The sequence below is a fragment of the Devosia sp. genome (assembly GCF_048261455.1).
Lineage (GTDB): Bacteria > Pseudomonadota > Alphaproteobacteria > Rhizobiales > Devosiaceae > Devosia_A.
Window position 1 is genome coordinate 16,847 of record NZ_JBLXGA010000009.1, and the last position, 25,017, is coordinate 41,863.

The 25,017-nt window shown below is 64.2% G+C and carries 27 protein-coding genes and 1 tRNA gene; 5 read left to right on the plus strand and 23 right to left on the minus strand.

Going from position 1 to position 25,017, the window contains the following annotated elements; all coding sequences use genetic code 11:
- Position 1 precedes the first annotated feature (1 nt).
- The 4 genes from aroA to glmU form a co-directional block, all read right to left on the minus strand.
- Complete coding sequence (aroA, locus tag ACN0TK_RS10980; RefSeq protein ID WP_417309536.1) at positions 2–1,276, minus strand: 3-phosphoshikimate 1-carboxyvinyltransferase; 1,275 nt, start codon at positions 1,274–1,276, stop codon at positions 2–4.
- 168 nt (positions 1,277–1,444) lie between these two features.
- Entirely contained in the window at positions 1,445–1,819 is a 375-nt protein-coding gene (locus tag ACN0TK_RS10985) for a DUF2237 family protein (RefSeq protein ID WP_417309537.1), read from the minus strand.
- Positions 1,816–3,642 (minus strand): glutamine--fructose-6-phosphate transaminase (isomerizing), encoded by a 1,827-nt coding sequence (gene glmS, locus ACN0TK_RS10990; RefSeq protein WP_417309538.1) that lies wholly within the window; start codon positions 3,640–3,642, stop codon positions 1,816–1,818. The genes ACN0TK_RS10985 and glmS overlap by 4 nt, the downstream gene beginning before the upstream one ends.
- Before the next feature lie 10 nt (positions 3,643–3,652).
- The gene (gene glmU, locus ACN0TK_RS10995) at positions 3,653–5,005 is read right to left on the minus strand and encodes a bifunctional UDP-N-acetylglucosamine diphosphorylase/glucosamine-1-phosphate N-acetyltransferase GlmU (protein ID WP_417309539.1); all 1,353 of its coding nucleotides are present in this window, start codon (positions 5,003–5,005) and stop codon (positions 3,653–3,655) included.
- 129 nt (positions 5,006–5,134) lie between these two features.
- Here glmU and ACN0TK_RS11000 point away from each other — a divergent pair, with 129 nt between their 5' ends.
- Both ACN0TK_RS11000 and ACN0TK_RS11005 read left to right on the plus strand, forming a co-directional pair.
- Complete coding sequence (locus ACN0TK_RS11000; protein ID WP_417309540.1) at positions 5,135–5,974, plus strand: hypothetical protein; 840 nt, start codon at positions 5,135–5,137, stop codon at positions 5,972–5,974.
- 505 nt (positions 5,975–6,479) lie between these two features.
- Positions 6,480–6,719, plus strand: coding sequence for a hypothetical protein (locus ACN0TK_RS11005; RefSeq protein ID WP_417309541.1), 240 nt, complete (start codon positions 6,480–6,482; stop codon positions 6,717–6,719).
- On the opposite strand, the gene ACN0TK_RS11010 is transcribed toward ACN0TK_RS11005, so the two are convergent.
- From ACN0TK_RS11010 to ACN0TK_RS11020, 3 genes are all read right to left on the minus strand, one after another.
- Positions 6,716–7,024, minus strand: coding sequence for a hypothetical protein (locus ACN0TK_RS11010; protein WP_417309542.1), 309 nt, complete (start codon positions 7,022–7,024; stop codon positions 6,716–6,718). The genes ACN0TK_RS11005 and ACN0TK_RS11010 overlap by 4 nt on opposite strands.
- A gap of 146 nt (positions 7,025–7,170) precedes the next feature.
- Positions 7,171–8,199 carry a hypothetical protein gene (locus ACN0TK_RS11015; RefSeq protein WP_417309543.1) on the minus strand — a complete coding sequence of 343 codons (1,029 nt, stop codon included), beginning with the start codon at positions 8,197–8,199 and terminating at the stop codon, positions 7,171–7,173.
- A 407-nt stretch (positions 8,200–8,606) separates the two neighbouring features.
- The gene (locus ACN0TK_RS11020; protein WP_417309544.1) at positions 8,607–9,095 is read right to left on the minus strand and encodes a ferritin-like domain-containing protein; all 489 of its coding nucleotides are present in this window, start codon (positions 9,093–9,095) and stop codon (positions 8,607–8,609) included.
- Positions 9,096–9,323: 228 nt separating this feature from the next.
- Here ACN0TK_RS11020 and ACN0TK_RS11025 point away from each other — a divergent pair, with 228 nt between their 5' ends.
- The gene (locus ACN0TK_RS11025) at positions 9,324–9,773 is read left to right on the plus strand and encodes a DUF305 domain-containing protein (RefSeq protein WP_417309545.1); all 450 of its coding nucleotides are present in this window, start codon (positions 9,324–9,326) and stop codon (positions 9,771–9,773) included.
- A 4-nt stretch (positions 9,774–9,777) separates the two neighbouring features.
- On the opposite strand, the gene ACN0TK_RS11030 is transcribed toward ACN0TK_RS11025, so the two are convergent.
- From ACN0TK_RS11030 to flgB, 15 genes are all read right to left on the minus strand, one after another.
- Positions 9,778–9,852: transfer RNA gene (locus ACN0TK_RS11030), tRNA-Lys, on the minus strand.
- Between the two features lie 89 nt (positions 9,853–9,941).
- A complete protein-coding gene (gene map, locus ACN0TK_RS11035) occupies positions 9,942–10,694 on the minus strand; it encodes a type I methionyl aminopeptidase (protein WP_417309546.1) in 753 nt (250 codons plus the stop codon).
- A gap of 7 nt (positions 10,695–10,701) precedes the next feature.
- Entirely contained in the window at positions 10,702–12,336 is a 1,635-nt protein-coding gene (gene pgi / locus ACN0TK_RS11040; RefSeq protein WP_417309547.1) for a glucose-6-phosphate isomerase, read from the minus strand.
- 10 nt (positions 12,337–12,346) lie between these two features.
- The gene (gene tgt, locus ACN0TK_RS11045; RefSeq protein ID WP_417309666.1) at positions 12,347–13,504 is read right to left on the minus strand and encodes a tRNA guanosine(34) transglycosylase Tgt; all 1,158 of its coding nucleotides are present in this window, start codon (positions 13,502–13,504) and stop codon (positions 12,347–12,349) included.
- 56 nt (positions 13,505–13,560) lie between these two features.
- Positions 13,561–14,616, minus strand: a complete 1,056-nt coding sequence (queA, locus tag ACN0TK_RS11050; protein ID WP_417309548.1) for a tRNA preQ1(34) S-adenosylmethionine ribosyltransferase-isomerase QueA — start codon at positions 14,614–14,616, stop codon at positions 13,561–13,563.
- Positions 14,616–15,014 (minus strand): hypothetical protein, encoded by a 399-nt coding sequence (locus ACN0TK_RS11055; RefSeq protein WP_417309549.1) that lies wholly within the window; start codon positions 15,012–15,014, stop codon positions 14,616–14,618. Before ACN0TK_RS11055 ends, queA begins: the two co-directional genes overlap by 1 nt.
- Positions 15,011–15,487, minus strand: a complete 477-nt coding sequence (locus tag ACN0TK_RS11060) for a peptidylprolyl isomerase (RefSeq protein WP_417309550.1) — start codon at positions 15,485–15,487, stop codon at positions 15,011–15,013. Before ACN0TK_RS11060 ends, ACN0TK_RS11055 begins: the two co-directional genes overlap by 4 nt.
- A 27-nt stretch (positions 15,488–15,514) precedes the next feature.
- Entirely contained in the window at positions 15,515–15,994 is a 480-nt protein-coding gene (locus tag ACN0TK_RS11065; RefSeq protein ID WP_417309667.1) for a peptidylprolyl isomerase, read from the minus strand.
- Between the two features lie 95 nt (positions 15,995–16,089).
- On the minus strand, positions 16,090–16,581 hold the full coding sequence (gene coaD / locus ACN0TK_RS11070; protein ID WP_417309551.1) for a pantetheine-phosphate adenylyltransferase: 492 nt from the start codon (positions 16,579–16,581) through the stop codon (positions 16,090–16,092).
- A gap of 71 nt (positions 16,582–16,652) precedes the next feature.
- Positions 16,653–17,738: a flagellar biosynthesis protein FlhB gene (flhB, locus tag ACN0TK_RS11075; RefSeq protein ID WP_417309552.1), complete on the minus strand. Its 1,086-nt coding sequence runs from the start codon at positions 17,736–17,738 to the stop codon at positions 16,653–16,655.
- A 4-nt stretch (positions 17,739–17,742) separates the two neighbouring features.
- The gene (fliR, locus tag ACN0TK_RS11080; protein ID WP_417309553.1) at positions 17,743–18,510 is read right to left on the minus strand and encodes a flagellar biosynthetic protein FliR; all 768 of its coding nucleotides are present in this window, start codon (positions 18,508–18,510) and stop codon (positions 17,743–17,745) included.
- 1 nt (position 18,511) lies between these two features.
- Positions 18,512–18,778: a flagellar biosynthesis protein FliQ gene (gene fliQ / locus ACN0TK_RS11085; protein ID WP_417309554.1), complete on the minus strand. Its 267-nt coding sequence runs from the start codon at positions 18,776–18,778 to the stop codon at positions 18,512–18,514.
- Positions 18,779–18,839: 61 nt separating this feature from the next.
- Positions 18,840–19,169 carry a flagellar hook-basal body complex protein FliE gene (fliE, locus tag ACN0TK_RS11090; RefSeq protein WP_417309555.1) on the minus strand — a complete coding sequence of 110 codons (330 nt, stop codon included), beginning with the start codon at positions 19,167–19,169 and terminating at the stop codon, positions 18,840–18,842.
- A gap of 11 nt (positions 19,170–19,180) precedes the next feature.
- Positions 19,181–19,594: a flagellar basal body rod protein FlgC gene (flgC, locus tag ACN0TK_RS11095; protein ID WP_417309556.1), complete on the minus strand. Its 414-nt coding sequence runs from the start codon at positions 19,592–19,594 to the stop codon at positions 19,181–19,183.
- A gap of 21 nt (positions 19,595–19,615) precedes the next feature.
- Positions 19,616–20,014, minus strand: a complete 399-nt coding sequence (gene flgB, locus ACN0TK_RS11100) for a flagellar basal body rod protein FlgB (RefSeq protein ID WP_417309557.1) — start codon at positions 20,012–20,014, stop codon at positions 19,616–19,618.
- A gap of 172 nt (positions 20,015–20,186) precedes the next feature.
- Here flgB and ACN0TK_RS11105 point away from each other — a divergent pair, with 172 nt between their 5' ends.
- On the plus strand, positions 20,187–20,813 hold the full coding sequence (locus ACN0TK_RS11105; RefSeq protein ID WP_417309558.1) for a hypothetical protein: 627 nt from the start codon (positions 20,187–20,189) through the stop codon (positions 20,811–20,813).
- Positions 20,814–20,826: 13 nt separating this feature from the next.
- Positions 20,827–21,561 (plus strand): flagellar type III secretion system pore protein FliP, encoded by a 735-nt coding sequence (fliP, locus tag ACN0TK_RS11110; protein ID WP_417309668.1) that lies wholly within the window; start codon positions 20,827–20,829, stop codon positions 21,559–21,561.
- Here fliP and ACN0TK_RS11115 read toward each other — a convergent pair whose 3' ends face one another.
- The gene (locus ACN0TK_RS11115; protein WP_417309559.1) at positions 21,562–24,762 is read right to left on the minus strand and encodes a tetratricopeptide repeat protein; all 3,201 of its coding nucleotides are present in this window, start codon (positions 24,760–24,762) and stop codon (positions 21,562–21,564) included. It abuts the gene before it with no gap.
- Positions 24,763–25,017 lie beyond the last annotated feature (255 nt).

Below are 25,017 nucleotides of genomic sequence, written 5' to 3' on the forward strand. Positions count from 1 at the left end.
CTCAGGCCGGTGTCAGACTGACGCCCAGTTCACGCAGCGCGTCCCAATAGCCTGGATAGGTCTTGCCGACACAATCGGGGTCGAGAATCACGATGTCGCGGATCCTCAAACCGGCGAGGGCGAAGCTCATGGCGATGCGGTGGTCGGCATAGGTTTCGATCCGTGCCGATAGCGACTGGCCGGCAAGATCGGGATCGGACGCTACCAACAGATCGTCGCCCTGCTCTTCCGCCAGACCGGATCTGATGCGGTTCAGTTCGGTTGAGAGCGCCGAGATGCGATCGCATTCCTTCACCCGCAGGTTGGAAATGCCGACAAAGCGCACCGGCGTTGTATTGAACGCGGCCAGCACCGCAAGGGTCGGCACCGCATCCTGCATCTGCGAACCGTCGATGACGGCGGGCATGTCGGGGAATTGCGCGATGATGGCTGCCGCCTGCGCGTCTGGCTGGGTGAAAGCGCCGGCCGGCACGCCGAGATCGATATCGCCGCCAGTCAGCGCCGCCGCTGCCCATAGATAGGTCGCGGCGGAGGCATCGGGTTCGACGGTGAAATCGGTGGCCGTGTAGCCCGTGGGCTGCACGATCCAGAGCATTTCATCGCGCTGGTCGACGCTGGCGCCGAAAGCGCGCATGGCGGCGATGGTCAAATCGACATAGCCGCGGGCGTCGAGGTTCTTGCCGGTGAGAGCGACTTCGACTGGCGCCGTGCCGAAGGGCGCCGCCATCAGCAGGGCCGAGACATACTGGCTCGACAGTCCGCCATCGATTTCGACACGTCCCTGCCCGAAGCTGCCGGTCCCGTTGATGACCACTGGCGGACAGCCGGTCTGACTGCTCGCGTCGATGCCGAGGGCGCGCAGCGCGACGAGCAGCGGCTCGATCGGGCGCTTGCGCATATGCTCGTCGCCATCGACGACGACGCGGCCATCGACCAGGGTCACCGCAGCCGTGAGGAAGCGGGTCGCCGTGCCGGCATTGCCCAGCATCAGTGGCGCATCGGGCGCCTGCAGCCGTCCTGTGGAAGTCACGACAAAACTGGTCGCGTCGGGCTCGTCGACGGTCACACCCATCTGGCGCAGGGCGGCGGCCATCAGCGCCGTGTCCTTGCTCTTCAGCGCACCCGTGATGCGGCTGGTGCCGCGGGCCAGCGCTGCGAGCAGCAGGGCGCGATTGGTGATCGACTTCGAGCCGGGCGGCGTGACCCGCCCGACCAACGGCCGCTCAGGCGGAATGATCTTCAAAGCCTCGGGCTTTGCGGACAGGGCAGCACTCACGGAAAAGACCTCGTCAAACGGGCGGCACCAAAGCCGCGCTCACACCGGCCGTGCCGGTTCCATCAATGGTGTTCGGATGGCCCGGTCCTGTGGCCGGGGTGAGGTTGAAGCAAGCGAATGACACTTAGCCAATTGTGGCGGCGGACACCAGCCCCAGGTGCGCTGCGGTCAGCTCAGATCGAGGGCAAAGCGCTTGAGCTCGGCGAAGGGCACAAGATCGAGCATGTATTCATGCGTCGATTTGAGATAGACGCGCGGCGCCTTGCCGGCCTCGAAGGCCTCGCGCCAGCGCTCGGCGACAATGCACCAGCGATCGCCCGGGTTTAGTCCGGGAAAGGCGAACTCGGGTCGCGGCGTACTGAGATCGTTGCCGCGGGATTTCGAGAAGGCTAGGAACTCCGCCGTCGCCTCGATGCAGACCAGATGCCGGGCCGCGCCCTGATCGCCGGCCCAGCAATGGCCGTTGCGGAAAAAGCCGGTCAGCGGATCGTACGAGCACCGCTCGATCGGCTCGCCGAACACGTTGCGCTCTTCGGCGCTCACTCGACGGTCACGGATTTGGCGAGGTTACGCGGCTGATCGACATCGGTGCCCATGAAAGTGGCCGTGTGGTAGGCGAGCAATTGCACCGGGATGGTGGCGAGGATCGGCGCGACGAAGCTCGCCACCTTCGGCAAAACGATGACTTCCGCCACGCCCTCGCCGACAGCCGAAGCGCCCTCCTCGTCGGTGATGAGGATGATCGAGCCGCCGCGGGCGGCGACCTCCTGCATGTTGGAAAGGGTTTTCTCCATCAGCTCGTCGGAGGGCGCGACGACGATGACCGGTATCTGCTCGTCCACCAGCGCGATCGGCCCGTGTTTCAGCTCACCCGCCGCATAGCCTTCGGCGTGGATATAGCTGATTTCCTTGAGTTTAAGTGCGCCTTCCATGGCGATCGGGAACATCTGGCCGCGGCCGAGGTAGAGCACGTCCTTGGCCTTGCTGAGGCCCTTGGCGATGCGCTCGATATCGGCCTCGGTGGCAAGGGCAGCGGAGATGGCGCTGGGCAGTTCGACAAGGGCCCGGACGAGGCGGTGTTCCTCATCGGCATCGATGACACCACGTGCGGCGCCAGCTGCGATGGCGAGGCTGGCTAGGGCGGTCAGCTGGGCGGTGAAGGCCTTGGTGGAGGCGACGCCGATCTCGGGGCCGCAAAGGGTCGGAAAGACCACGTCACTTTCGCGGCCGATGGTCGATTCCAGCGAATTGAGGAGCGAAGCGACATGCTGGCCCTCCCCGGCACAATAGCGCAGGGCGGCAAGCGTGTCGGCGGTCTCGCCGGACTGCGAGATGAAAAGGCTCAGACCACCCTGCTGCATCGGCGGCTCGCGGTAGCGGAATTCGGACGCCACATCGACATCGACCGGCAGACGGGCGTAGCGCTCGAACCAGTATTTGGCGACGAGCCCCGCATAATAGGCGGTGCCGCAGGCCGAAATGGTGAGCCGGCTGAGGCTGGCGAAATCGAAGGGCAGCGTTTCGCGCAGCGTGGCCGTCTCGCTGCCCATATCCACATAATGGCTGAGCGTGTGCGAGATGGTTTCGGGCTGCTCGTAGATCTCCTTGGCCATGAAGTGGCGGTGATTGCCCTTGTCCACCAGCAGCGCGGAAGCGGCCGAGACCTGGGCCTCACGCTGGACGATGGCATCCTGGCCGTCGCGGATGGTCACGCCGTTGCGGCTGAGCACGGCCCAGTCGCCATCGAGCAGATAGCTGAGCCTGGACGTGAAGGGCGCCAGCGCCATGGCGTCGGACCCGAGGTACATTTCGGTTGCGCCATAGCCGATGGCCAGCGGCGCACCGGAGCGCGCGGCGATCAGCAGGGCCTCGTCGCCCTTGAACATCAGGGCCAGCGCGAACGCTCCGCGCAACTGCTTCAGCGTGCGGGCAACGGCGAGCTCCGGGTCAGCGCCGCGATCAAGCTCGCGGGTGACCCATAGCGCCACCGCTTCCGTGTCGGTCTGGGTGACCGGGGTATAGCCGTCGTTTTTGAGGTCGGCGAGCAGTTCGCGGAAATTCTCGATGATGCCGTTATGGACCACGGCGACCTTGTCGGTGGCGTGGGGATGGGCATTGGTTTCGGTCGGCGCGCCATGAGTGGCCCATCGAGTGTGGCCAATGCCGATATTGCCCGGCAGCGGCTGGAAGTCGAGTTTCTGTGCGAGGTTCGCCAGCTTGCCCTCGGCGCGGCGGCGGCCGATTTCACCGCCGTCGAGAGTCGCCACGCCGGCGCTGTCATAGCCGCGATATTCCAGCCGCTTCAGCGCATCGACGAGGCGCGGCGCGACAGGTTCAGTCCCGATAATCCCGACGATGCCACACATGCGCCCGCTCCTATTTGCCGGATTTCGACTGCTTGATGGCTAGCGCCCGCGCCTTGAGTTTTGGCGCATAGCCCGGCTTGTTATCCTGCCGGGCGCGGCCGATGGCGAGATCGTCGGCGTTGACGGTAGAGGTTACGACGGTGCCGGAGGCGACATAGGCGCGATCGCCGATGGTCACAGGGGCGACGAGCGAGGAATTGGAGCCGATGAAGGCATCCGCGCCAATGGTAGTCTTGTCCTTGTTCACCCCGTCGTAGTTACAGGTGATGGTGCCGGCCCCGATGTTAGTGCGGGCGCCGACCTCGGCATCGCCGAGATAGCTGAGATGGCCGGCCTTCACCCCTTCGTGGAGGACAGACTTTTTCACCTCGACGAAATTGCCGAGATGGACGTCGTCGCCGATCTCGGCGCCGCCGCGAATGCGGGCGAAGGGACCAATGGTGGCGCCCTGCCCGATGGTTGCACCCTCGATGTCGCAAAAGGCGCGGATCTCAGCGCCCGCGGCGATCTTGACCCCCGGTCCGAAGACCACATTGGGATGAATGGTGACATCCTCGGCGATCTCGGTATCCCAGCTGAAATAGACGCTGTCGGGATCGCGCAGGGTGACGCCGGCGCGCATGAAATCGTCGCGGCGCAGCTGCTGGAACTGCTTTTCGGCTTGGGCCAGCTTGCGGCGGTCATCGACCCCGATGACCTCGTCGGCATCGGCCTCGACGACTTCCACCTTGCGGCCATCGCCATTTGCAAGCTCGACCGCGTCGGTGAGATAGTATTCGCCCTTGGCATTGTGATTGCCGATACGGTCGATGACGCCCCGCAGCGTATCGGCGCGAAACCCCATGATGCCGGAGTTGCACAGCGGCACGCGGCGCTCGTCTTCCGTCGCGTCGCGGTGTTCGCGGATGGCGGTCAGGCGGCCGTTTTCTACCAGCAGGCGGCCATAGCCGGTGGTATCGGCAGGCCGGAAGCCGACGACGACGATATCGGCGCCGGCGTCGAGCTTGTCGGCAATGGCCTTGACGGTCGCGGGCGATACAAGCGGCGTATCTGCATATAGAACAAGCACATGGCCACGGGCTTCGCGGTAGCTGGGCTCGGCCTGGCGGACGGCGTGGGCGGTGCCGAGCCGCTCGCTTTGCGTCGCAAAGACGGTGCCGGGTGAGAGGGCCTCGACACGCTGGCGCACGGCATCATGGTTGGGACCGATGACGACAGAAAGCGACGCGCCGCCGGTCGCCATGGTGCGCACGACGTGGCCAACGAGCGGCAGCCCACCCACTTCGTGCAGCACCTTGGGAAGTGCCGAGCGCATCCGGGTGCCCTCCCCGGCAGCAAGGACGATGGTCAGCAGATCAGTCATGAATTTCCCTCTTGCGGGGCATGGTTTCGACTTCGTTTATGGCAGCAAGTTGTTGGGAATCCGATAACAGCTTCAAGCAGTGGTAAACTGCCATATGCGCTTGATTCGTGGGCGCGTCCGGGGGTGCCTTTGGCCAAATCGCGCGACCAGTTCCGCTCGTCGGATGTAACCATCTGGGGGATGGTGGCCCTCGCCTGCTGGGCGGTGGCTGTGCTCGGCGCCAATCTTTCGGCAATGCTGCCGGAGAGCATCAAAGGCGCGCTGCATGCCAGCCGGATGGATGGCGGCAGCATCAACCAGCTGCGCGGCCGTATTGCCACTCTGGAAGAGCGCGCGGCGCAGCTGCGGCGCGAAAACGAGCAGCTGACCCAACGCTTTAGCCGTAGCGAAAACCTGATGGCGGACGCCACGAAGCGGATCGGGGCGCTGGAGATTGCCGTGCCGGATCTGGTCGAGGCGCAGAACCGTCTGGCTGCCACACCGCCCGCGCCAGTGCCGGAGCCGGAGGTGGTTGCCGAGCAGACAGAGGTCGCTGCGCTGGATCCGGAGGTCGAGATCGACGAGACCGCTACAGGCTCGGTCGACAGCGAGGGTCGCGAGGTGTTCGAGGTGGAAGGCGGCTCGGTGGCCGTGGTGACCCGGCCGCTGCCGCTCGGGGACGGCGAACTGGCTGTACCGCCACCGCTTGGCGACGGGTTTTCCACCCAGCTTTTCGGCGTCGCCATCGGGCTTCCGCTGGCGCGCGGCGAAGCGGAGGCGCGCTGGCACGATTATCAGGCGGTGGCGGGACCGATGCTCGAGGGCTTGGTGGCGGTCGCCATGCCGTCGGACTTCGGCGGGATCAACCTGGTGGCCGGCCCGTTGCCCGACGTCGTGGCCAGCGCCGAACTGTGCAGCCGGCTGGACCGAATCGGGATCGTCTGTTCGGTGTCGCCGTTCGAGGGCACGCCCGTCGCGACAGTAAACTAACTAGGCGCACAGCCCAGAAACCGACACCTTGAAGCCACACGGATGAACGGCGGCTGACGCCCTGTTCACAATTGGCGACACGCCCCACATTGGGGCTTCCCGGTGGCGCCTACCGTGCTAGCGTGTAGCCCTGACGATTCAGTTCCACGAGGCCTGCTGGTCACCTAGTTTATTGTAAATCCTGCGGTTTTTTAGTCTGCGACAGCGTCTTTCGGGCCATCACCAGCCCGCGATCGCAGCGGCGAACCGCACCCGGGCCGGGTTTCGCGTGACCACGTCTGACGCTCAATGACGTCAGACTGAACGCTCTCTGCACACATCGTAAAGGCTTTCCGCGTTGCGAAATCTTCGCAGCGGTTCGGGCAAGTATGGCGACACGCGCAGCGCGTCGTGGCCGCTTTTTGCTCGTCCCTCTCCTCCGGACCGCCCACGGCCGACCTCAGTTTTCGGTCGTCATCATAACAGTCATTGCCAGGGCGGGGAGAACCGGGCGGGAGGACGTTTCATGCGTACATGCTGGTTCATAGTGCTTGAGAGCCTCGGCCAATGGTGGGTCGACTGCGAGGGCAAGGCCTATGGCCCGTTTGCCGATCGCGAACAGGCCAGTGACGAGGCACGGGCCATTGCCAAGGCGTTTGGCGATCCGACTCGCACCTCGCGTGTCTATGTGCCGACGGATGGTGGCGCGCACCGATTGATCTGGAGTGGCCAGGCGGCCGGCGCTTCCACAGCTGCCGCCGCCTAGAGCTGGTCGTTGTAGGGTTGCTTGGTCTGACCAACGCGGCGGGCGAGTTCAGCAAAACCCGGCAGGCCGTCATCGCCATGCGCGGCACTGGCCAGAAGCAGCAAGCGCGCCGGGAATGCCAGCGTATCGCGCTCTGAAGGTCCAAGGTCTTCGCTGGCGCGATCATCGTTGATCATTGCCTGCTCGGCGCTCTTGAGCGCGGTCTCGAGTTCGGTGCGGCTCAGGACGCCCTTGGAGACGAGAGCCTCGTTGACGGCGGCGATGGCGAGGTAAAGCCCCTCGAGTTGCAGGTTGGCGCTGTTCATGCGGAGCCTCCTTGGTAACGAAAGAAAAGGCGGGCCAGCGGCCCGCCTTCCAGCTGCTAGAGAAGCAGCGCGAGGATAATGATAAGCCCGATGGGCATACCGAGTAGCCAAAGGCCGAGTGCGGCAAACATGGCGTATTCTCCCTGTTAGAAGCGACGGAACACGGTGCCGAACACAGTGCGCTGATCACGATGGCTGCCACCCTTCTGGGCGGCCCAATAGGCACCAACAGCACTGACCAGGAACGCGGCGGCAGTGATGAATGCGCCGATCAGCGCGGTGCGGCGAGCGTCTTCAGCAGCCTTGGCAGCCTGTTCCTTGGCAGTCTCGATCGAAGTAAGGACGTCATCGACACGGGCCGCGGCCTCTTCATCGGTCAGGCCGGTGTTGTTGGCAACAAGCTGAGCAAGATAGGTGCGATCGGCTTCGCTGACACCGTCGGTGGCAGCACCCTGGGCCAGGATACGACCCACTTCTGCACGAACTTCCGGGTCAACCGGCTCTGTCGTGTCGACCTCAGCCGCCACTGGTGTGGTGGATGGCGTCGAAACGGGAGTCGGGCTGAAAGTGGTCGTGCCGTCGGTCGCGTCGTCGGCGGGTGCCGCCGGAGTGGCGGGTGCCGGCTCTTCGACGACCGCTGCGTCCGTTTCGGCAGCCGGTGCCGGGCGGAACATCGTGTCGATGAAGTAAGCGTTCGGATCGATGCTGACATCGTCGGCCGCCGTGGCCGCAGCATTGGTGACCGTTGCAGCAGCGGAACCGACGGTATTGGCAGCCGAGCCAATGCCGCTCACCGCGATGAGGGCACCGATGACGAGAGCACCGGCCCAGACAAGCACACCATGTGCACCGTCGCGGACGTCGCTTTCTTCTTCGATGGCGTCATTGTGGCGCCGGCGCATGCGGCCGGTCAGATAGCCACCGGCCATGAAGCTGGACACCTGAACCCAGATGAGCCACAGCGCGGCGGCGATGGCGATCCAGAACGGGCTGGCGCCTTCACCGGCACGGAAGCTGGTAAAGCTCAGACCGAGAGCCGAGCCGAATGTCAGGAGAACCAGCGAGATCGCCGAGGCGACGACGATGCCTCCGATAATCGCAGGCCAGTCCACATAGGATCCGGTGTCCGCCGTCTCAGGCGCGACGACCACGTCGACTTCTGAAGGAACCGTCATGATCAGCCCCTCAGCTCAGGCCGAAGAAGGACAGGACGGCGAGGACGACCACCACCAGACCCACAAGATAGATAATGCCGTTCATTGCTTGTCTCCATTGACGCATTGCAGTGGCAGAACAAGCGTACCAATCGCCAATTGGTTGCCCCCGGCTGCACAAAATTAGATCATTTTGTGGCAAGTCGCCGCAGTGTGAACGGTTGTGTCGGTGGGGAAAGTCGCCGTGATTGCAGGTGGTTGGTGACGTAACAAGGCGCAGTTGCCCCCGGGCGAAAAATTCTTGCACATATGGCGACGCCTGACGGGTGACCTGGGCGGCTGGTCAAGGCGATCAACTGCCGGGCCGGACGGCGGGCAACAAAAAAGGGCGGCCGCAAGGGCCGCCCTCGTGACGTGCTTGGAGCAGCTTATGCCGCCTTCTTGTTCACGTCGGTAATGGCGAGGGTCGAGAGCTTCTCGTCGGTCGCTTCTTCTTCCTTGAGGGTCTGCTCCAGCAGCTTCATGGCTTCGGGCATGTTGAGCTGCTGGGCCCAGGTGCGCAGGGTGCCATAGCGGGCCATCTCATAGTGCTCGACGGCGTGAGCTGCGGAAATCAGGCCGGCATCAAGGGCGGTCGTGCCCTTGTATTCCTCGATGATTTCCTTGCCCTCTTCGATGATCCCGAGGATGGCGTCGCAGGTCTTGCCACGGGGCGTCTTGCCGATCAGCTCGAAGACCTGCTCGAGCCGCTCGATATGGGCCTGAGTCTCTTCGTGATGGGTCTCGAAGCCCGCCTTGAGTTCCGACGACTGAGCCGCCTTTGCCATTTTCGGCAAGGTCTTCAGGATCTGCTTTTCCGCGTAATAGATATCCTTGAGCGTGTCGTGGAACAGGTCGTCCAAAGTCTTGTCAGCCATTGTTCGTCTCCATTACGGCGCGCGACAGCCTGCGCCGAACAGTCGGCGCCGTGTCACGGCAAGGTTGAGAATGGTGCAGCGCACCAGTCGGTCGTACGGCGGGACCAGTCCGGTCTCAGCCGCCTCGAAGTGCAGAACCTAGGCAATGGCACTTGGTTCCTGTCGCCGATGCGGAACCGGACAGTGGTTTTGACGGTTCGCTCCCCATCGGCCCACACGGAGAGTGTCATGAACCCCTACGCCCGCTTCGCCCTGATGATCGCCACTTCAACGGTGGTGATGTACGGGCTGACCTATCTCAACACCTATGAGATTGACCACGTGTTCTTCAGCTGGACGCGGGTGTTCATGGCACTGATCATGGGCTCGGTGATGGCGGTGATCATGCTGGGCTTCATGCTGCACATGTATACCAGCCGGGCCGCCAATATTGGCGTCGTGGCGGTGGCGATCGTGGTGTTCGCCAGCGCGCTGTGGCTGGTCCGCAGCCAGACAACGATTGATGACGTCGACTATATGAGCGCGATGATCCCGCACCATTCGATCGCCATCCTGACGAGCCGCAATGCGCAGATCACCGACCCGCGCGTCCGGGAGCTGGCCGACGGCATCATCGAGGCGCAGGTGAAGGAGATCGGCGAGATGAAAGCGCTGATCGCGGATCTGGAGAAGAATTAGGGAGTGGTACGCCCGGTCGGGGTCGAACCGACGACCATTCGATTAAAAGTCGAATGCTCTACCACTGAGCTACGGGCGCAACGGCGCGGAACATAGCCGCTGAAGCTTGCGAGTCAATGAATATCGGCCCGCGCGAAGGGATGAATCGACGCGCCGGCCCGGTTGTCCTCAGGCGGCGGTAACGACAACGGCGCCGCGACGCGTCGCGACCACCGTATGCTCGTATTGGACGGTGTAGGCGTCGCCATCGGCAGCCAGTGTCCATTGGTCGTCGGCGTATTTCTGCTCGGCCAGTGTGCCGCCGAGCGAGAGGAAGGGCTCGACGGTGAAGACCAGTCCGTCGGCGATTCGACGCCGCTCGGACCGATCTGGCCAGGTGGGGATTTCACCGGGCTCGTCATGCAGGCTGTCGCCGACGCCGTGGCTGGCGAGATTGGTGATCAGCGTATAGCGGTTCTTCTTGGCGAAGCGGCCGATGGCTGTGCCGATGTCGGCCAGCTGACCGCCGGACTTCACCGCGCGAATCCCCTCCCACATGGCGCGCTTGCCGTCGCGGCACAGCGTGGCGAGCCGCGGATTGCCCTCGGGCACGAGATAGGACGCGCCGGTGTCGGCGAAGACGCCGTCGAGTTCGGCCGAGACATCGATGTTGACGAGATCACCGGCGGCGATGACGCGCGGCCCCGGAATGCCGTGCGCAACCTCGTCGTTGACCGAGATGCAGGTGGCGCCCGGAAAATCATAGGTGAGTTCGGGGGCCGAGCGGGCGCCGTGCTGATCCAGGATCCGCCGACCGATATCGTCGAGTTCCTGGGTGGTGATGCCCGGCGTCAGCGCCGCCGCCATGGCGTCGCGGGCGACAGCACAGACGTGACCGATGCGTTTCAGGCTTTCGAGCTGCTCTTCGGAAGTGATGGTCATATGCGGCTCAGCCCTGCAGCTTGCGATAGGCGGCGACGAGGCCCTTTGTGGAACTGTCGTGTCCCTCGGCAGAGGCCTTGCCCTCGACCTTGGGGAGCAGCGCCTTGGCGAGTTGCTTGCCGAGCTCGACGCCCCACTGATCGAAGCTGTTGATGTTCCAAATGGTGCCCTGGACGAAGACCTTGTGCTCGTAGAGCGCGATCAGGCTGCCGAGCCGCTCTGGCGTCAACCTGGGGTAGAGCAGCGTGTTGGACGGGCGGTTGCCGGGGAAGACCTTGTGCGGGGTCAGTTCGGCGATGCGCTCGGCCGACATGCCCTGCCCTTCGAGTTCGGCGCGCACTTCCTCGGCAGTTTTGCCGAGCATCAGCGCCTCGGCCTGGGCAAAGACATTGGCGACCAGCTTGTCGTGATGCGGCGGCAGGTGTTCCTGCGGCTGGGCGGCGACGAGGAAATCGACGGGGATGACGTCGGTGCCCTGATGGATCAGCTGGTAGAAGGCGTGCTGGCCATTGGTGCCGGGCTCGCCCCAGACGATCGGGCCGGTGGCGTAATCGACCGGCTCGCCATCGAGGGTGACGGACTTGCCGTTCGATTCCATATCCTGCTGCTGCAGATAGGCGGCAAAGCGGGAAAGCCGCTGGTCGTAGGGCAAGACCGCCTGGGTCGAAAAGCCCCAACCATTGCGGTACCAGACGCCGAGGAGGCCCATGATGACGGGCAGGTTCTGCTCCAGCGGGGTGGTGAGGAAATGGGTGTCCATTTCCCAGGCGCCGCGCAGGAAGGCTTCGAAATTGTCGTAGCCGACGGTGATGGCGACCGGCAGGCCGATGGCCGACCAGACCGAGTAGCGCCCGCCGACCCAGTCCCAGAACCCGAAGATGCGATCGGATTTGATGCCGAAATCGGCGCAGGCCTCGAGATTGGTCGAGAGCGCAGCGAAGTGATCTGCAACGGCGGCGTCGCCCAGCGCCTCGGCGATCCAGGCGCGGGCCGTGGCCGCGTTGGTCATGGTCTCGTCGGTAGTGAAGGTTTTCGACGCGACGATGACCAGCGTGGAGTTGGGATCGAGGCGCTTCAGCGTGTCGTGAATATGGGCGCCATCGACATTGGAGACATAGTGGGCGCGCAGGTCCGCCCGCGTATAGGGCTCGAGCGCCAGGGTGACCATGGCCGGGCCGAGATCGGAGCCGCCGATGCCGATGTTGACGATATCGGTGAAGGCGGCGCCGCTGGCGCCCTTGATCGCGCCGTCGCGCACCGCGTCGGCAAACTGCTTCATGTTGGCGAGGACGTTGCGCACGTCGGGCATGACATCGGCGCCATCGACGGTGACCGGCTGGTCACCCATGTAACGCAGCGCCATGTGCTCGACCGCCCGGTCCTCGGTGATGTTGATGTGCTCGCCGGCCCACATGCGGTCGCGGCGGTTTTCGACACCGGCGGCGCGGGCGATATCGAAGAGCGCGGCCATGGCCTCGGCATCGATGCGGTTCTTCGAATAGTCGAGCAGCAGATCGCCGGCAGTGACCGAGAAGCTGTCGAAGCGATCCGGATCCGCCGCGAAGAGCTGGCGCATCGGCGTTTTTTCGAGACGCTTCACATGCTCTGCGAGGGGGGTGAGCAGGGTTTTGTTTCCGGCCATTGTCGGTCTCCTAAAGCGTCGGCAGATCGCCCGCGGCCCAATCGGCGCGGGTTTGTGCCGCATAATCGGCGAAGGTGCCCGCCGCGATGGCCGCGCGGGCCCCGATGCACAGCTGCTGATAGTAGTGCAGATTGATCTGGCTGAGCACCATGGCGCCGAGCATTTCCTCGGTGCGGATCAGATGGTGCAGATAGGCGCGGGAAAAGCGGCGGCAGTTGGGATTGGGCGAGGTTTCGTCGAGCGGACGCGGATCGTCCTTGTGGCGGGCGTTCTTGAGATTGATGACGCCCATGCGGGTATAGGCATGGCCGTGGCGGCCGGCGCGCGTCGGATGCACGCAGTCGAACATGTCGACGCCGCGCTCGATGCCGCCGAGGATGTCGTCGGGCTTGCCGACGCCCATGAGATAGCGCGGCTTGTCCTCGGGCAGCGCCGGGGTGAGATCGGCGAGGACGCGGAACATCACCTCCTGCGGTTCGCCGACCGCGAGGCCGCCGATGGAATAGCCGGAAAAGCCGATCGAGGTGAGGCCGGCGGCGGACTGGGCCCGCAGTTCGGAGTCGTCACCGCCCTGGACGATGCCGAAGAGCGCCCGCGCCGGCTGGTTGCCGAAGGCGGCCTTGGAGCGCTCGGCCCAGCGCAACGACAGCTGCATGGCGCGGGTCATCTCGTCACGGGTCGAGGGCAAGGGGATGCACTCGTCGAGCTGCATGATGATGTCGCTGTCGAGCAGCGTCTGGATCTCGATCGAGCGCTCCGGCGTCAACTCGTGCTTCGAGCCATCGATATGGGAGCGGAAGGTGACCCCGCGCTCGGTGAGCTTGCGCAGCTGCGCCAGCGACATGACCTGGAAGCCGCCGGAATCGGTGAGGATCGGGCGCTGCCAGTCCATGAAATCATGTAGCCCACCGAGCTTGGCGACGCGCTCGGCGCCGGGGCGCAGCATCAGGTGATAGGTGTTGCCGAGCAGGATATCGGCGCCGGTGTCGCGCACCTGTTCGGGGTACATGCCCTTGACCGTGCCAACGGTGCCGACCGGCATAAAGGCAGGCGTATTGATTTCACCGCGCCAGGTGTCGATGCGGCCGTTACGGGCCATGCCGTCGGTGGCGTTGAGGGTGAAGGCGAAATCGGTTTTGGCGGTATCAGCGGTCATGGGCGGCGTCATATCCCCCGGCGGCGCGAATGTCATCAGTCGCGCCGCGTTCGACCCGTTGCGAGCTGTTATTCGGCGCGGAAGAGCAGGCTCGAGTCGCCGTAGGAGTAGAAGCGGTAGCCGTTTTGGATGGCGTGGGCGTAAGCCGCTTTCATGGTGTCGTAGCCGGCGAAGGCCGAGACGAGCATCATCAGGGTCGAGCGGGGCAGATGGAAATTGGTCATCAGCACGTCCACGGCGTTGAAGCGATAGCCGGGGGTGATGAAGATGTCGGTGTCGCCCATGAAGGGTTTGAGCGTGCCAGTGGCGCGGGCGGCGGATTCGAGCAGCCGCAGGCTGGTGGTGCCGACCGCGACGACCCGGCCACCCCTGGCGCGGGCGGCGAGAATGCGTTCGGCGACGGCCGCGGGGATCTCGCCCCATTCGGCATGCATGACGTGGTCGTCGGTGTCCTCGACCTTGACCGGCAGGAAGGTCCCTGCCCCGACATGCAAGGTGACGCGCTCGACGGTGACGTCCATATCGGCGAGTTTTTGCAGCAGGCGCTCGGTGAAGTGCAGCCCGGCCGTGGGCGCGGCGACGGCGCCATCGCGCGCGGCATAGACCGTCTGGTAGTCGACCAGATCGCGGTCATTGGCCTTGCGGCGCGCGCCGATATAGGGCGGCAGCGGCATGGCGCCATTGGCCTTGATGGCCTCGTCGAGCTCGGCACCCGACAGTTCGAATTCCAGCGTCACCTCGCCGGTGTCGCCCTTGCCGGTGACGCGGGCGTGCATGACGCCGTGATCGCCGAGTTCGAGCGCGTCGAGCAGGTGCAGGCGCTTGGCCGGGCGGGCGAAGGCGCGCCAGGTGTTGGCATCGATGCGCTTGTGCAGGTTGAAGCTGACCGAGGCCCGGTTTTCGCCCCGGATGCGGACGCCACGCAGTTCGGCGGGCAGCACGCGGGTGTCGTTGACGACCAGCACGTCCCCTGCCCGCAAAAGCCGCGTCAGATCGGTGACAGCGGCGTCTTCCAGCGCTTCGCCCGGGCGCACGACGAGCATCTTCGCGCTGTCGCGCGGCTCCACCGGACGCAGGGCGATGAGGTCTTGCGGGAGCTCGAAGTCAAAATCGTCGACGCGCATCAGGGTCCGGTGCAGCTGACGGCCCAAGCGCCGTATTCGGGGATGTGGAGCGTACCTGCATAGACGGGATCGCCATCGCCTTCCACCGCCTTGAACAGGCGCAAGGATGCGATGCGGGTGATGATCGCTTCGTCCATGGCGTCGATGAGGATGGTATCGGCGGTCTCGAAGGCCTGGCCGACGACGACCGGCGTGCCGGGGCCATAAGCCGGGTCGGTAGCCCAGACCTGTTCGCCGGCGGTGATGGTCATGCCGGCGACGGAGAGCACGTCGAGCGTGCCCACCAGAAAGTCGAAGCTGGCGCCGCCATCAGGCGACGCGCAGCTGATCCACTCCGACGCGAGCGCCGGAGTAGCGAGGCCGCAAAGCGCGATGGCGATTGCGGCCCGCTTGATCATTCGGCGATGTCTGCCGCGACCTTGACCGAGATCATCTTATCCGGATCCTGCACGGGCTCGCCGCGCTTGATCTGGTCGACGTTTTCCATGCCTTCAATGACATTGCCCCAAGCGGTGTACTGCTTGTCGAGGAAGCGTGCATCGCCGAAGCAGATGAAGAACTGCGAGTTGGCGCTGTCGGGGTTCTGGGCGCGGGCCATGGAAGCCGTGCCACGCACGTGCGGCTCGGCGTTGAACTCGGCCTTGAGGTTCGGATACTGCGACGAGCCGGTGCCGGTGCCGGTCGGATCGCCAGTCTGGGCCATGAAGCCGTCGATGACGCGGTGGAAGACGATGCCGTCGTAGAACCCTTCGCGGGCCAGCTTCTTGATGTGGGCCACGTGATTGGGGGCCAGATCAGGGCGCATGGCGATGACCACCTTGCCCTTGGTGGTTTCGATGACGAGGGTGTTCTCGGGATCGGCATAGGCCATGTGATGGCTCCTTATTTGTCTTCGGTCTTATTTGTATTCGATCTTGGCAGAGATGATCTTGTCCGGATTCGCCGGCGGCTCACCGCGGGTGATCTGGTCAACGACATCCATGCCCGACACCACCTTGCCCCACACGGTGTACTGGCCTTCCAGCCAGCCGGCGTCAGCGAAGGTGATGAAGAACTGCGAATTGGCGCTATCGGGATCGGACGAGCGCGCCGCAGCCACAACGCCCCTGACGAAGGGTTCGTTGCTGAATTCGGCCTTGAGGTCGGGCAGTTCGGAACCGCCCATGCCAGTGCCGGTGGGATCGCCACCCTGGGCCATGAAGCCGTCGATCACGCGGTGAAAGACGATGCCGTCGTAAAAGCCCTCATTGGTGAGTTCGATAACCCGCGCAACGTGGTTGGGCGCGATTTCGGGCAGCAGTTCGATGTCGACGGTGCCGTCCTTGAGCTCAAGGATCCAGTGGGGCGTCCCCTCCTGGCTTGTGGTCTCCTGGGCCATGGCCGGCTGATGCATGGCAATCGATGCGCCGAACACGGCGACGGCTGCGGCGAAGAAAATGCCGACAAGAATGACGGCGCGTCTGATGGGACTGGTCATTTGGATCTGAGAGCCTCGAGGACAACGGGTGGGACGAAGGCGCTGATGTCGCCTTTAAGATCGGCGATCTGACGCACCAGCGTGGCCGAGATATGGCGGACGTGCGGGCTGGACGGCAGAAAGACGGTCTGCAGGTCAGGCGCCATTTGAGAGTTCATGCCCACCATCTGCATTTCAAAATTGTAATCGGTGGTGTCGCGCAGCCCGCGAATGATCAGGCTGGCGCCATGATCACGGGCCGCCTGGACCATCAGCCCATCGAAATCGATGTAGTCGAGTTCGGTGTCGCTGCTGCGGCCGATGGGGTCGAGCACGGCGCGCATGAGCGCGACGCGATCCTCGTGGCTGAACAGCGGTTTTTTGGAATGATGGGTGCCGACGGCGATGATCAGCCGGTCGACGAGCTTGCAGGCTCGCTCGATCACGTCGAGGTGCCCATTGGTCAGCGGATCGAACGATCCCGGGTAAAACCCCACGAGTCTGGCCATGTCGGAATGCCCCGTTGCGCGCTGGCGGGTTTTGTCACGGCTTGAACGACGGCGCAAGCCGGTGCGGATTGCTAGCCGGCCGAGCGCCAGCCGCGATTGTTGCGCAGGCGCATGACGAAGCCGATGACCTCGGCGACCGCCTTGAAGTGCTCGGTCGGGATCGGCTTTTCGAGTTCGGCGGCAGCAAACAGGGCGCGGGCGAGCGGCGGGTTCTCGACGATCGGAATATCGTTTTCGGTCGCCAGCGTACGGATGCGGAAGGCCACGGCATCGGCGCCCTTGGCGAGACAGACGGGCGCCGCCATGGAGCGATCATATTTCAACGCGACGGCAAAGTGGGTCGGGTTGGTGATGACCACGGTCGCATCGGGCACGGCGGCCATCATGCGCTGGCGGCTGCGCTCCTGGCGCAGCTGGCGGATGCGGCCCTTGACCTTGGGGTCGCCTTCCATCTGCTTATATTCGTCGCGGGTTTCCTGCACCGTCATCTTCAGCCGGTTCCACCAGCGGTTGCGCTGGTAGATGTAGTCGGCGATGGCGATCAACGTGACGATGATCAGCACGGCGCCAAAGATCTTCAGCGACAGGTCGCGGAAATCGAGCAGGATCATCACCGGCTCCTGCGACAGCATGGTGTCGAGCCGGTCGGCCTCGGGCCAGAGGACGAACCACAGGACCGCCGAGATCACCGCCAGCTTGAGCAGGCCCTTGGTGAAGTTGACCAGCGCGTCGGCCGAGAACAGCCGCTTGAAGCCCTGAATGGGCGAGATTTTCGAGAGTTTCGGCTTGATCGGGTCGAGCGACAGCAGAGGCCGATGCTGCACCAGATTGGCGACGACACCAAAGCCTGTCAGCACCACCAACGGCAGCATGGAGGCGAGCAGGATGGTGCCCATCATCCCCGAAAAGAATGATGTGAGCGCGTCACCCCCGACTTCGAACTGATCGGCATTGGCGAGCAGCAGTTTCAGATTGCCAGCGAGCCCGGCGCTGGACGGAATAGCGAGCAGTGCGAACAGCAGCGCCGACCCGGACAGCATGAACCAGGTGGTGACCTCCTGGCTTTTGACCACATCGCCCTTCTGATGGGCGTCGCGGAGCTTTTTTTCCGAGGGGTCTTCGGTTTTGCTGGATTGTTCGGGGGCCTCGCTGCTCATCTGATCAGAGCCCCCTGAGCTGGGCGAGAACGCCCTCGTAGTGCATCAGGTAAAGCCCCATCATCGAACTGAGCAGCAGCGCCATGAGGATCAGCCCGACGCTGACGGTGGCCGGCATGGCGATGAAGAAAACCTGCAGTTGCGGCATCAGCCGGCTGAGAATGCCCATCCCCAGACTGAACACCAGGCCGAAGACGATGAAGGGCGCCGACATCTGGACGCCGACCACGAAGGCGCCGGCGATGGTGTTGAGCACCAGTTCAGCGAGATCGCCGAACATCGGGGCCTCGCCCGGCCTGAGCATCATGTAGCTGTCGTGAATGGCCGAGATCGCCACGTGATGCAGATCCAGCGCGAAGATCAGCGCAACCCCAAGAAACGAAATGAAGGCGCCAATCAGGGCGCCCTGCGCGCCGCCATTGGTGGGATCGGCGGCCTGAGCCACGGCCAGGCCGGACTGCGAAGCGATCACCGCGCCAGCGACCTGGGCGCCGCTGACCGCAAGCCGCGCAATGGCGCCGATGCTGAGTCCGATGGCAATTTCGACCAGCAGGAGGGCGAGCACCCCCATGACCTCGGTGGGCGGCGCGGGCAGCAGCGGCTGAACGATGGGATACATAACGAGGCAGAGCGCCAGCGCGAAGGTCAGCCGCATGCGGGCAGGAATGCTGCCCTCGCCGAGCGCCGGAATGATCATCAGCGCGCTCCCTACCCGCGCGAAGATCAGCAGGTAGAAATAGGCTGTTTCGGGAAGCCAGTTGAGAGAAACCACGTCAGCCGCCGGTGATGATGACGTCGACGAGCCGTTCCATATAGGCGCCCATCATGGCGCCCATGAACGGCAGGGCCAGCAGCATGGTCACGAAGATGGCGATGATCTTTGGCACGAAGACCAGCGTCATTTCCTGAATCTGGGTCAGCGCCTGGAAGAGCGCGATGACGACGCCGACGATGAGCCCGACGATCATCATCGGGGCCGCGACCAGAATCATCAGCCAGATGCCCTCACGGGCCAGATCGAGTACGAGCGCGCCACTCAAGGCTCAGTCCTCATTGCCGCCTGCCTCATCTGACCCCGAGTCGCGGGCCGGCACCACAGCCCTAGATGGGCATGCGCATGATTTCCTCGTAGGCGGAGATCACCCGGTCGCGCACGGTGACCATGGTTTCCATGGCGACTTCGGTCTGGGTGATGGCGGTGACGACATCGACGAGATCGCCCTTGCCGTTGACCATGTCCATGGCCTTGGTGTCGGCGACCTTGCCGCTGTCGACGACGCCCTGCACGGCTTCGCCGAGCAGCTTGGCAAAGTCCTGGCCGCCGGCCGCGGGCGCCTTGGCCTCGAGGTCGAGCGACTGGGTGCGGTTGGGCGAAACCAGCTTGGCGGCGTTGCCATAGGCGGTGGTCGCGGCATTGATCGGCATGGCCATGGGTCAGATCCTCACGCGCGCAGGATATCTAGGGTGGAACCCAGCATCTGCCGGGTGACGGTTACGACGTTCAGATTGGCCTCGTAGGTGCGCTGGGCCTCGCGCATGTCCATCGTCTCGATCAGCGAGTTGACGTTGGGGTAGCGCACATAGCCGTCGGCATCGGCGGCGGGATGGCCAGGCTCGAAACGGGTCTGGAAGTCGGACTGGTCATAGGCGATGCGGCCGAGCTGCACCGTGGTGCCGCCGACCTCGCGATCCAGCACCGCGTCGAAGGTCGGGATCTTGCGCCGATAGGGATCCTCGCCCGGCGCCTTGCCGGCGGAATCCGCATTGGCGAGGTTTTCCGCGATGATCCGCATGCGGGCGTTCTGGGCATGCAGGCCGGTTGCGGCGATCTTGAGGGAAGCGAGAAAGTCGGGCATCGGGTGCTGTTCCTATGGCGCTCAGGCCTGGCGGCCGAGGGCGGTGCGGATCAACCGTACGGAGCGGCTGTAGAGCGTGGTGACGGCCTGGTAGTCGAGCTGGTTGGTGGAGACTTTCATCATCTCGTCCTCGAGCGTGACGCCGTTGCCTTCAGGCGTGACTTCGAAATCATAAGAGCGGTCCGCACCGAAGCCGGCGCTGGGCGAAGGGATTTCGATATGCGCGGGATCCGTGGTCGCGGCGGTGACGGTCCGGGCCGTTGAAACGGTGCGCAGATGATCCTCGAAGCCGTAAGCCTTGAGGTCCTTGCCGCGGTAGCCCGGGGTCTCGGCGTTGGCTATGTTTTCCGCCAGCAGGCCCTGGCGCGCCTGATGCCATTTCATCTTCTGCGCAAGGGCGTCGAGGAGAGACAGTTTCATGGACACGGCCGGGATTGGTGAGCAACTGGGCAAATGTTGCCCACCAGAAGTTAACCAGCCGTTAACCATGGCGCCTCGGGCGCGCGAAACCCTCGCTATTTGCACAATATTGGCACACAGTGGGCATAAGTTACCGACCTGCGTTTAAGCCTGACCCGCAAGGAGCCACTCCATGCAGTTTCTCACCGCCCTGCTCGGCGATTCCGGAGCCACCGTCGTGTCGGCGATTCTGGCGCTGGCCGTGGTGCTCGTGCTGGTCGTGATCGGACTGTGGCTGCTGAAGGCGACAATGAAGACGACCGGCAATATGGGCCGGCCGCGCAACCGGCGGCTGAGCATCGTCGATCAGTTGCAGATCGATCCGAAGCGGCAGGTGATGATCATCCGGCGCGATGATGTCGAACATGTGATCCTGACGGGCGGCACGCAGGACCTGTTGATCGAAACCAGCATTGCGAGCGAGCAGAGAACGCGCCGCGCACCTGCTGCCGAACCCGAGGGCGGCCAGAGCAAACCCGAGATGCCGCCGCCGACACAGCGCAGCGAAGAGGTCAGCCGGCTCAAGGATCTGGTGAAGACCGGTGGCTCGCAGGCGACGCCGCGGCGCTGGCCAAAGCTGCGCAATACCGGGCTTCTGCGTCCCGTCAGCACGATGGAACCGGCGGTTATCCCCATGCCAGCGGCAAGCAAGGACAAGCCGGGCCGCGACTCAGATATGACCACGTCAGAGAACAAGTCCGGACAGGGCAATCTTGGCGCGTCACGTTACTTCGGCACCGACAGAAACACAGACGGCTAAACCCCGGCTCGCGCTGCGGCGCGCGCTGACGCTGGCGGCGCTGCTCGGCGCCATCCTCATCCCCACCCTCGCTTTCGGGCAGGACATCTCGATCGACTTCGGCGACGACGCGACGCTGACCGAGCGCGCGGTGCAGCTCGTTGGGCTGGTGACGCTGCTGTCGCTGGCGCCGTCGATCCTCGTCATGGTGACGAGTTTCACCCGTATCGTCGTCGTGCTGTCGCTGCTGCGCACGGCGATCGGGCTGCAAACGGCACCGCCGAACTCGGTGATGGTGTCGCTGGCGCTGTTTCTGACGCTGTTTGTCATGGGGCCGACGTTGCAGGAAACTTATGACAACGGCATCGCGCCGCTGCTAGCGGGGACGATCGAGATCGAGGAGGCGTTCGAACTCAGCGCCGAACCGATCCACCGGTTCATGCTGGCCAATGTGCGCGAGCAGGACGTGCAGCTGTTCATGGACATGTCGACGACGCCGATCCCCGAAGACCCCGAGGCGCTGCCGCTGCAGGTGCTGATCCCGGCCTTCATGATCTCGGAACTCAGGCGCGCCTTCGAGATCGGCTTCCTGCTGTTCCTGCCCTTCGTCATCATCGACATGGTGGTGGCGTCGGTGCTGATGTCGATGGGCATGATGATGCTGCCGCCGGTGGTGATCTCACTGCCGTTCAAGCTGATCTTTTTCGTGCTTGTCGACGGCTGGCACCTGGTCGCCGGCTCGCTGATCCGCAGTTTCGTCAGCGGTTGATCAGGCGGCGCCGGAATCCGCCACACGGGTCGGCGTCACCTCGTCGGTGGCATAGATCGATCGGTAGCTCTCAAGGAACGCGGTGAGGGAATCTAGGCCGGCCACTTCGCTCGCGACCCGGCGGAATTCGAGGCTCTGCGGGCTGATATCGCGGGTCACGAACTCGAACAGCGGCCATTCGGCCGAGTTGGCCATCTGGTCCCCGAACTTGCTGCGCAGGCGCGACAGCGAGATCGAGTCGGAAGCAAGAACGTAGCCGACCGCGGCGCGGACGATGTTCATGCGCTCGCGGCGATTCATCTGCGGGTCGCCCTCGCGCTGGGTGAACATGACCTCGAGCAGGTTGGCCGCCTTTTCGTAGTTGCGCGATTTCCAATAGCCCTCGACGCGCAGGATATCGGCGTCGCGTCCCTCGAGCCGGGAAATCAGATCAAGCGCCAGTTCCTGACGGCCGTCATCGATCAGGGCGCGGGCCTCCAGCACACGGCGCTGGCGTTCGAGACTGGGCGGCAGATCCGCGAGCCGTGTCTCGTTGAGGGTGCGCAAAGCCCGCTCCGGCTGGCGGTTGGCGAGCCGGATGATGGCCAGATCGGCGGCGACCTGTGCCTTGCCGATACCATCGAGCCGGCTGGCGATCTGATATTCGAGCAGATCGCCGGCCTGTTCCAGCAGATCAACCTTGACCAGACGCCGGGCGAGATTGCGGATCATTTCGTCGCCGCGCGCACCGGGCGGGGTGAAATTGCGGAAATCATAGTAGAGCGCCAAAGCGTCGAGATCGCCAACCTGATCGGCCGCACCATTCAGGAACAGATCCTCGAAGGCCGTCTGGGCATCAACCAGCAACTGGTCGATCTCGTCGCTGTCGGGGAAATGGGCGATGACCCCACGCACGGTTTCAAAGCCGTCGCGATAGTCGCCGTTGCGGAAATAGAGCTGCGCCAGCAGCTTGCGCATGTCGGCCTCGAGCCAATCACCGCGCCACATCAGGGCTTCGGACGACAGGGTGTCGGTGGCCTTGTCCAGGTCGATCCGCCCGGTCCGATTGAGAAGCTCGAGCGTGCGCAGCACCGCTTCGGCGCGCGTCGGACGAATATCGGCTGCCATGACCTGACCGTAGTGATCGAGCGCCTCGTCGACCTCCCCCTCCATCTCGGCGATGCGGCCAAGCAGCAGCTGGTACTGCGTCACCTGCTCGGGATCGAGGGTGAAGAAATCGACCTTGTTCATGAAGCGCAGGGCTAGCGGCTGATCATCGGTCTCGATCGCTGCGCGGATGGCGTCGAGATAAAAGGCATCCGCGACCCAGCGCGGATAGGACGGCACGATGGCTTCGGCGGCGATGGCATCGGCCCGGGCGCCGGCATAGTCCCGCAAATCCGTGCGTGCGATGGCGCGCCACATCAGGGCATCGGATTCTCCGGGGAAGCTGCCGGTGGTCAGCGTGGCAACCGCATCATTGGAGCGGCCGGCGAGCGTATCGGCAACCGCGCGGGTCAGCTTCATCTTCTTGCGCAGATCCTCGGTGCGCAGGTCCTGATCCAGGACGTCGAGCACGCCGATGGATTCGAGTGTCAGGCGGTTCGCCAGGAGGAATTGCGCCAGATCGAGCCGCGCCACGTCGCGCAGCCGCCCCTCGGATTCGGCAGCGCGGGTGGTGATTTCTTCGGCGCGCTGGGTGATTTCAATCGGGCTCGCGACCGTCCAGCGGTCGATGTCGAAATAGGCCTCGCGGAACTGCGGGGCATTGCCGCCATCGAGCGTGCGGACGGCTTCGACGGCTGACAGTGTGAGCCCCGACTCCTGACGGATCACGGCATCGCGGTTCTCGATTTCGACGGAGAGATCCGCGGTGCGCGGGCGGATCACCAGACCATGGGCGGAACTGAGCGCGTCGAAATCGACAAACCGCTGATTGCGGCCCAGGCCGCGCGCCGGGGGCATGACGGTGACAACCTTCAGGCTGTCGCCGACGTCGGGATCGTTGATCGTATGCACCTGGCCGGGGCGCCTGAGATCGGCCAGCATTTCATACTCGCCGAACTTGTTGCGCTCGCGGCGCAGGCCCAGCGGCTCGGTCGCATTGAGCAGCACATCGCCAAGCGAGACGACCCAGGACCGGCCCTCGGAGGCGAGACTGGCGAGCCGGTCGGCCGAAAGATCGAGGCGCAAGACCTGCGCCCCATCGCCGGAAACAACCTCCATGCCATCGGCGATCTGCGACAGTGCGTCAGATTCCTCTGGCGCGCCGACCGGCCGCTTGGTGTCGAACACCATCCACACGGTGTCGCCCCGACGATAGACGGCGGCAGCGGTGTCGGCCTCGAATGGGAAAGCGATGCGTACCGTGTTGCCGACCTCGGACACCTGAGGCACGAGCGGCGCGTCCTCGCGCATGGCGGTATCGCCCGTGGCGGGATCGAAAGCGACGGCGCCATCCGGCGCGTCGGCGCTGATCTGCTGTTCGGCCGCAAGCAGGGCCTCGGCTTCGACAGCTTCGCGCTCCAAAGCCGCCGCAAGACCGTCTTCAGGCGGAATGTCGATGTCGATTATGAACTGCTTGGCGGTGTTCTGGTAGAACCGCGGCGTTACGCCTTCAGCCAGTTTCAGCTCCACACTGGAACCATCCGGGGTGACGGCATTGGTCGCGTCCAGGATCGGCGCCGGCAAATCGGCGAGCAATTCGTACAGGTCGATCTCGACGGGCCAATCGAAGCTGAGCTCGCCGGTCTCCCCCTCTTGGGAGAAGGTGCCGCGGGTATCGACGTTCCAGTCGAATTCGACGCGAACAAAGGTCGGGTTACGCCCAACGCGCACCGTGGCTTCCGGCTGAAGCTGCCGTGCCAGTTCGGCCTTGCGCTGCTGTTCGGCCAGTTCGGCGGACAGTTTGGCGCGCTGCGCCAGTTCGCGCACCACTTCAGGCGGCAGTGAGGGCGGCAGTCCGGTCCAGCCTTCGGGCAGCAGATCGATGAAGAGTTTTTCACCAGCGACGATCTCGTTCAGCCGAATGGGCCGCTTCAGCCCGAAGCGGATTCCACGGCGGTCGGGATCGAGGCGGGCGATGCCGGCATATTGCGGCATAGCCAGCGCGACATCGGGCAGCGTGATGCGAAGCGGTGTGTCGAACTCGATCGCCAGAACGTTGTTTTCGTACCGCACCTGGTATGACGGCAGTTCGGTGCGGTCCGGAAAGGTCAGCACCAGCCGGCCGAATCCGGCCTCCTCGGAGGCCGCAAGACTTGCCCGATCAGCGCTCTGGGCGCTTGCCGGCAGAGCCGATAGCAAGAAGACAAGCACAATGGCCAGCAACTGCCCGAGGGGCCCAAAGGTCCCTTGTTTCGTCTGATTGGACGATCTCATTGCCGGCTTCTGCCTGCCCCAACACTTCTGAAGACAGAACGTTAGACGGACCGACTTAACGCGGGGCTAATCGAGGCCAGCAAAACTCGCCATGAA

What these genes read in the sequence shown, in the direction of transcription:
- coaD (WP_417309551.1), bottom strand. Translation starts at nt 16,581, where the DNA reads ATGGCCAGACTCGTGGGGTTTTACCCGGGATCGTTCGATCCGCTGACC.
- flgC (WP_417309556.1), bottom strand. Translation starts at nt 19,594, where the DNA reads ATGCCCGACTTTCTCGCTTCCCTCAAGATCGCCGCAACCGGCCTGCAT.
- ACN0TK_RS11105 (WP_417309558.1), top strand. Translation starts at nt 20,187, where the DNA reads ATGCAGTTTCTCACCGCCCTGCTCGGCGATTCCGGAGCCACCGTCGTG.
- queA (WP_417309548.1), bottom strand. Translation starts at nt 14,616, where the DNA reads ATGCGCGTCGACGATTTTGACTTCGAGCTCCCGCAAGACCTCATCGCC.
- tgt (WP_417309666.1), bottom strand. Translation starts at nt 13,504, where the DNA reads ATGACGCCGCCCATGACCGCTGATACCGCCAAAACCGATTTCGCCTTC.
- ACN0TK_RS11065 (WP_417309667.1), bottom strand. Translation starts at nt 15,994, where the DNA reads ATGGCCCAGGAGACCACAAGCCAGGAGGGGACGCCCCACTGGATCCTT.
- pgi (WP_417309547.1), bottom strand. Translation starts at nt 12,336, where the DNA reads ATGGCCGGAAACAAAACCCTGCTCACCCCCCTCGCAGAGCATGTGAAG.
- glmS (WP_417309538.1), bottom strand. Translation starts at nt 3,642, where the DNA reads ATGTGTGGCATCGTCGGGATTATCGGGACTGAACCTGTCGCGCCGCGC.
- fliE (WP_417309555.1), bottom strand. Translation starts at nt 19,169, where the DNA reads ATGGCCATGCCGATCAATGCCGCGACCACCGCCTATGGCAACGCCGCC.
- ACN0TK_RS11025 (WP_417309545.1), top strand. Translation starts at nt 9,324, where the DNA reads ATGAACCCCTACGCCCGCTTCGCCCTGATGATCGCCACTTCAACGGTG.
- glmU (WP_417309539.1), bottom strand. Translation starts at nt 5,005, where the DNA reads ATGACTGATCTGCTGACCATCGTCCTTGCTGCCGGGGAGGGCACCCGG.
- ACN0TK_RS11010 (WP_417309542.1), bottom strand. Translation starts at nt 7,024, where the DNA reads ATGAACAGCGCCAACCTGCAACTCGAGGGGCTTTACCTCGCCATCGCC.
- ACN0TK_RS11055 (WP_417309549.1), bottom strand. Translation starts at nt 15,014, where the DNA reads ATGATCAAGCGGGCCGCAATCGCCATCGCGCTTTGCGGCCTCGCTACT.
- flhB (WP_417309552.1), bottom strand. Translation starts at nt 17,738, where the DNA reads ATGAGCAGCGAGGCCCCCGAACAATCCAGCAAAACCGAAGACCCCTCG.
- flgB (WP_417309557.1), bottom strand. Translation starts at nt 20,014, where the DNA reads ATGAAACTGTCTCTCCTCGACGCCCTTGCGCAGAAGATGAAATGGCAT.
- ACN0TK_RS11020 (WP_417309544.1), bottom strand. Translation starts at nt 9,095, where the DNA reads ATGGCTGACAAGACTTTGGACGACCTGTTCCACGACACGCTCAAGGAT.
- map (WP_417309546.1), bottom strand. Translation starts at nt 10,694, where the DNA reads ATGACCATCACTTCCGAAGAGCAGCTCGAAAGCCTGAAACGCATCGGT.
- ACN0TK_RS11005 (WP_417309541.1), top strand. Translation starts at nt 6,480, where the DNA reads ATGCGTACATGCTGGTTCATAGTGCTTGAGAGCCTCGGCCAATGGTGG.
- ACN0TK_RS11015 (WP_417309543.1), bottom strand. Translation starts at nt 8,199, where the DNA reads ATGACGGTTCCTTCAGAAGTCGACGTGGTCGTCGCGCCTGAGACGGCG.
- ACN0TK_RS11060 (WP_417309550.1), bottom strand. Translation starts at nt 15,487, where the DNA reads ATGGCCTATGCCGATCCCGAGAACACCCTCGTCATCGAAACCACCAAG.